The organism is Mycobacterium gordonae, assembly GCF_002101675.1.
Classification (GTDB): Bacteria; Actinomycetota; Actinomycetes; order Mycobacteriales; family Mycobacteriaceae; genus Mycobacterium; species Mycobacterium gordonae.
Genome location: NZ_LQOY01000010.1, coordinates 1 through 5,644 on the forward strand (window position 1 = coordinate 1; position 5,644 = coordinate 5,644).

Below are 5,644 nucleotides of genomic sequence, written 5' to 3' on the forward strand. Positions count from 1 at the left end.
GGTGGGGCCGGCGGGGACGGTGGCTTCGCTCACAACAGCGGAACCGGTGGCGCGATCGGCGGCGCCGGGGGGGCGGGCACCAGCGGGGGAGTCACCGGCGCCGGCGGGAGAGGCGGATCCGGCGGCAGCGCGCTGATCGATAACAGCACCTCTGCGGCTACGGCCACCGGCGGCGAAGGTGGCGCCGGCGCTGATGGCACGGCTGGCGGTAGTGGCGGCCTTGGTGGCGTGGCAACAACGCTCGGGACCGGGGGCGTAATCGGAGGAACCGGCGGCGCGGGTGGTGACGGCACCATCGGCCCCGGCGGCAACGGTGGCTTTGGAGGGTCCGCGACCATCTCCAACGGCACGTCTTCAGCAACCGCCGCCGCCGGCAACGGCGGCGCCGGCGGCGATGGCGCCACCGGCGGGAACGGGGGCTTCGGCGGCACGGCGACCACCAGCGGCACCGGCAGCGTCACTCCCGGCAACGGCGGCGCCGGCGGCGTCGGCTCGGTCGGCGGGGGCGGCAACGGCGGAAACGGCGGCGGCGCCACCGTCACCAACTCGGCCTCGACGGTGAACGCCGTCGGAGGTACCGGTGGCGCTGGTGGGACCGGCGTCAACAACCAGTTCCAGGGCGTCGGCGGCACGGGTGGTACCGGGCAAACCAACAGCAGCAGCGCCACGACGACAGCCACCGGCGGCACTGGCGGCGTCGGCGGCAACGCCACTGCCGGCATCGGCGGGACGGGCGGCACCGGGGGTGCCGCAGTTCACAGCGGGGCCGGCACCGCCGTCGGAGGCGTCGCCGCGTCCGGCGGTACGGGTCCCAACGGGGGTGGGGCCGGTGGCAACGGCGGCTCAGCGGTTAACAGTGGAACTGGTGACGCAATCGGCGGCGCCGGGGCTGCGGGCACCAGCGGGGGAGCGACCGGGACCGGGGGCGCTGGAGGAAACGGTGGTCAAGCCCAGGTCAGCAACATAGCGTCCAGCGCAACCGCGGCGGGCGGCCAGGGCGGAGCCGGTGCCGGCGGCACGGCGGGCGGTCGGGGCGGCTTTGGCGGCGACGCGACCAACAACGGGACCGGAAGCGTGGCGGCCGGCGCAGGTGGAAAGGGTGGCGATGGCAGCACCGGCGCCGCCGGTGCGGGTGGTGTCGGCGGCACCGCTCGAATCGTCAACACCAGCTCGACCCAGACCGCGACAGGTGGCACCGGCGGAGCCGGCGGCAACACCCTCACGGGTGCCGGGGCAGCCGGAGGTGCCGGCGGCAGCGCCGTGAACAGCGGAGCCGGTGACGCGGTCGGCGGCGTGGGGGGGACCGGCGGTCAGGGACCGGCGGCCGGCGGGGCCGGCGGTGATGGCGGTTCTGCGACCCAAACCGGCACCGGCAACGCGGTCGGCGGCGCCGGCGCGAACGGCGCCGCCGGGGCGACCGGCGGGTCGGGCGGCAGCGGCGGAAACGCGCAGATCTCCAACGGTGCCTCAACGGCTACCGCTACCGGCGGAAAGGGCGGAACAGGCGCCGACGGCAACGTGGGTGGGACCGGCGGCTCCGGCGGCGGAGCCGCTACCACCGGCACCGGCGGGGTCTTCTCCGGCGCCGGCGGGGCCGGCGGGAAGGGCACTGTCGGCGCGGGCGGAACCGGGGGCAGCGGCGGCGTTGCAAGCATCTCCAACAGCGCCTCGGCGGCCACCGCTACCGCCGGCGACGGGGGCGCCGGCGGCACTGGCGCCACCAACGGCGGTAACGGCGGCACCGGCGGGTGGGCGTTCACTTCCGGGACCGGAAATGTCACCCCGGGCACCGGCGGCGCGGGCGGCAACAGCACCGGAAACGTCACCGGCGGAGGCGGAGCCGGCGGTCGAGGGGGCGACGCGGTCATCACGAACTCCACCTCCTCAGCAACCGCCAAGGGCGGCACCGGCGGCGCCGGCGGCACCGGCGTGAGCAACGGCGGCGCCGTAGGACGCGGCGGCGAGGGCGGTACCGGTCAGTCGAACAGCGGCAACGGCGCGACTGTAGCCGTCGGCGGCACGGGCGGAGCGGGCGGCACCGCCACCATCGGTGTCGGTGGTGCCGGCGGCCACGGGGGCACCGGGTTCCATCTTGGAGCCGGCACCGGCCAGGGTGGCAGCGGCGGAACCGGCGGTAAGGGCGCCAGTGGCGGCGGCGCCGGCGGCAACGGCGGCACCGGCATCAACAGCGGAACCGGCAACGCCGCCGGTGGCTTCGGCGCTAACGGAACCAGCGCAAACAACGCACCCGGTGGTGCGGGCGGCACCGGCGGCTCCGCCCAGGTCAACAACAGTGCCTCGAGCGGCACTGCTACCGGCGGTCAAGGTGGCGCCGGTGGGGACGGTTCGGCGGGCGGCGCCGGCGGCTTCGGCGGCGGAGCGTCGAACGCCGGAAAGGGAAGCGCGCTTTCGGGCGCCGGCGGCTCGGGCGGAAACGGCACCACCGGTACCGGTGGAACCGGTGGCGGCGGCGGAAGCGCCAACATCTCCAACACAGCCTCAACTGCTGCCACAACCGCGGGCAACGGCGGGTCCGGCGGCAACGGCGCCTCCGGAGGCAACGGCGGGGCCGGTGGTTCGGCAGGGACCAGCGGAACCGGAACCGTCAACCCCGGTACCGGCGGCGCGGGCGGAACGGGTTTCACCGGGACCGGCGGGAAGGGCGGTCAAGGCGGTGACGCCAACATCTCCAACGCAGCCTCCTCCGCCACGGCGAAGGGCGGAACCGGCGGCATCGGCGGTGCCGGAGTCAACGGCGGCCGAGGTGGTGATGGCGGCGGCGCCCAATCCAACGGCAACAGCGTGTCGACGGCGGCTATCGGCGGAACCGGCGGCGCCGGGGGTACGGCGACGGGTGCCACCGGCACCGGCGGCACTGGCGGCACCGGTGGGATAGCAACCCACGTCGGCGCGGGCAGCGCCACCGGCGGTAACGGTGGGGCCGCTGGGGCAGGCGCAAACGGCGGCGCAGGCGGCAATGGCGGGTTGGCGACCAACACCGGGGTAAGCGGTCCGGCAACGGGCGGTGCCGGTGCAGACGGTGCGGATGGGACCACCGGAGCCGGCGGTGCCGGCGGGGCTGGCGGCGTCGCTCAGGTCCTCAACGCCTCCTCGACCGGTAGCGCCTCGGGCGGCAAGGGCGGCTTGGGAGGCGACGGAACCATTGGCGGAGCCGGCGGCAACGGCGGCGCGGTGTCCAATGCCGGAAAGGGAATCGCGACGGGTGGCGTCGGCGGAGCGGGCGGCTTTGGCTTCGGTGTCGGCGGGACCGGCGGTGAGGGCGGCGACGCGAGCATTTCCAACGGCAACTCCTTGGCGGCTGCCAACGGCGGAAACGGCGGAGCGGGTGGCGCCGGGGCCACCGGGGGCAACGGTGGCGCTGGCGGTGCAGCATCAACGACCGGCCTCGGAAGTGTCAATCCCGGCACTGGCGGTGCCGGTGGTCTAGGCACCAGTGCCGCCAGTGGCGGCGGCGCCGGCGGCCGAGGCGGGGATGCGACCGTTTCGAACACGGCGTCGTCTGTCACCGCCAAGGGCGGCACAGGTGGAGCCGGGGGCGCCGGCGCGAACAACGGGGGGTCCTTCGGGCGCGGCGGTGACGGCGGCACCGGGCAGACAAACAGCAGCAGCCCCACCACTTCCGCCGTGGGCGGCACGGGTGGCGCCGGCGGTAACGCCTCCAATGGAATCGGCGGCACCGGCGGGACCGGTGGCCAGGCGATCCACTCGGGCGCCGGCACCGCCGCCGGAGGCCTCGGCGGAACCGGTGGAACGGGTGTCAGTGCTGGAGGTGCTGGCGGGAACGGCGGGCTCGGCGCCAATACCGGAACGGGCAATGCCACCGGCGGCAACGGCGGCGCCGGCAACAAAGGCGGTTCCAGCGGCAGCGGTGGTGCCGGCGGCCAGGGCGGCAACGCTCAGGTCATGAGCGTCACGTCGACCGGTAGCGCTACCGCCGGTAATGGCGGCGCCGGAGCCCTCGGCGGCATCAGCGGCGGCGACGGTGGCGCCGGCGGCGCGGGCGGGAACGCGACGAATGCGGGACTGGGATCCGCCAAGGGTGGCAGCGGCGCCGTGGGCGGTGGCGCCGGCAACACCGGCATCGCAGGAAACGGCGGGTCTGGTGGTAGTGGAATCATCACGAACACCACATCGACGGCCGTCGCCACCGGTGGCGTAGGAGGCGCCGGCGGTGACGGCGGCATGGGCGGCGAAGGTGGCAAGGGCGGCTTGGGGTCCACCAGCGGCGGTGGATCCGGTATCGGCGGAAACGGGGGCTTCGGCGGCGACAGTTCCTCCGCGGTCGCCGATGGCGGCAACGGCGGTGACGGCGGTAATGCGCACGTCGGCGCCTTCGGTACCGCGATAGTCGGTTTCGGCGGCATCGGGGGCAAAGGCGGGTTATTCGGCAGCAAGGGCACGAACGGCGCCAACGGGAGCATCGTCTGACGAGCGTCTGACCACACGGGTACAAGACCGACTGGGTGGTTCTCCTGGCACCCAGCGGCAAGGGCTCGGTCGTTCAACGCTTCGCGCGGATCCAGGAGCGATGGTGTTATCACCGCTTCTGCCCAGCACGTGCGCGAAGCCAGCGACAACGGCGACACACCGCATCGGAAGACATGGCCAAGTCAGGCATCCGAGTTGTACCCTTCTAACCCGCATTTTTCGGGCGCCGCGTTTCTTTGACGGCAGTAATGAATTCATTCGAGCGAGACGATGCTGTCGGCGGACGACCGAACAGGTTCGAAAAGTCGGTGCCATCAGGTCGATGGATCGCCAAATACGCTGAGCGACAAGCCTTTTAGGCTTGCTGATCGACGGGAACGGCACTCGTCGCCGGCCAGCTAAAAGTGATTTGCCGATACCAGGCCGAAAGCTTACGAACTGCCGACCAATTCGCAATACTGATACCGCGCAATTTTCCTGCGGACGCCGCACATCGACCAACGGGAGCACCACATGTCGTACGTAATGGCAGCACCGGATTTATTGGCCGCGGCGGCAGCTGATATCGCAGGCATCGGCGCGTCCATGCGCGCGGCGAATTCCGCCGCCGCGGTACCGACCACCGAGGTGCTGGCCGCCGCAGGCGACGAGGTGTCCGCGGCCATCGCGTCCCTCTTTTCCAGCCATGGCCAGGCCTATCAGGCTCTCAACCGGCAGGCGGCCGCTTTCCAGACGGAATTCGTGAGGACGCTGACCCAGGGCGGGGCGGCGTACGCGCTGGCCGAGGCCGCCAGCGTGTCGCCCCTGCAATCGATCTTCGACCTGATCAACGCACCCACCAACCTGCTGCTGGGCCGTCCGCTGATCGGTAACGGCACCGACGGCGCGCCCGGAACCGGACAGAACGGAGGGGGCGGCGGAATCCTGTTCGGCAACGGCGGCAACGGCGGATCGGGCGCGCCCGGCGCAAGCGGAGGCGCCGGTGGAGCGGCCGGACTCATCGGTGCCGGCGGGATCGGCGGCACTGGGGGAGTCGGCGGTGGCGCCGGCGGCGCGGGTGGCACCGGCGGATGGCTGTGGGGCAACGGCGGGTCCGGCGGAGCGGGCGGCACTGGGGCAGTGGGGATCAACGGTGGCGCGGGCGGAGTCGGCGGTAGTGCCCTGTTGTTCGGCAACGGCGGGGTCGGCGGCGTGG

General features: G+C 73.3%; 2 protein-coding genes. Both read left to right on the forward strand.

Annotated features, from left to right (window positions below):
• On the forward strand, positions 1–4,449 hold a 4,449-nt coding region (locus tag AWC08_RS37300), incomplete at its 5' end, for a PE family protein (protein WP_159459945.1).
• 513 nt (positions 4,450–4,962) lie between these two features.
• Positions 4,963–5,644: PE family protein (locus tag AWC08_RS00870; RefSeq protein ID WP_142283341.1), on the forward strand; the 682-nt coding region annotated here is incomplete at its 3' end.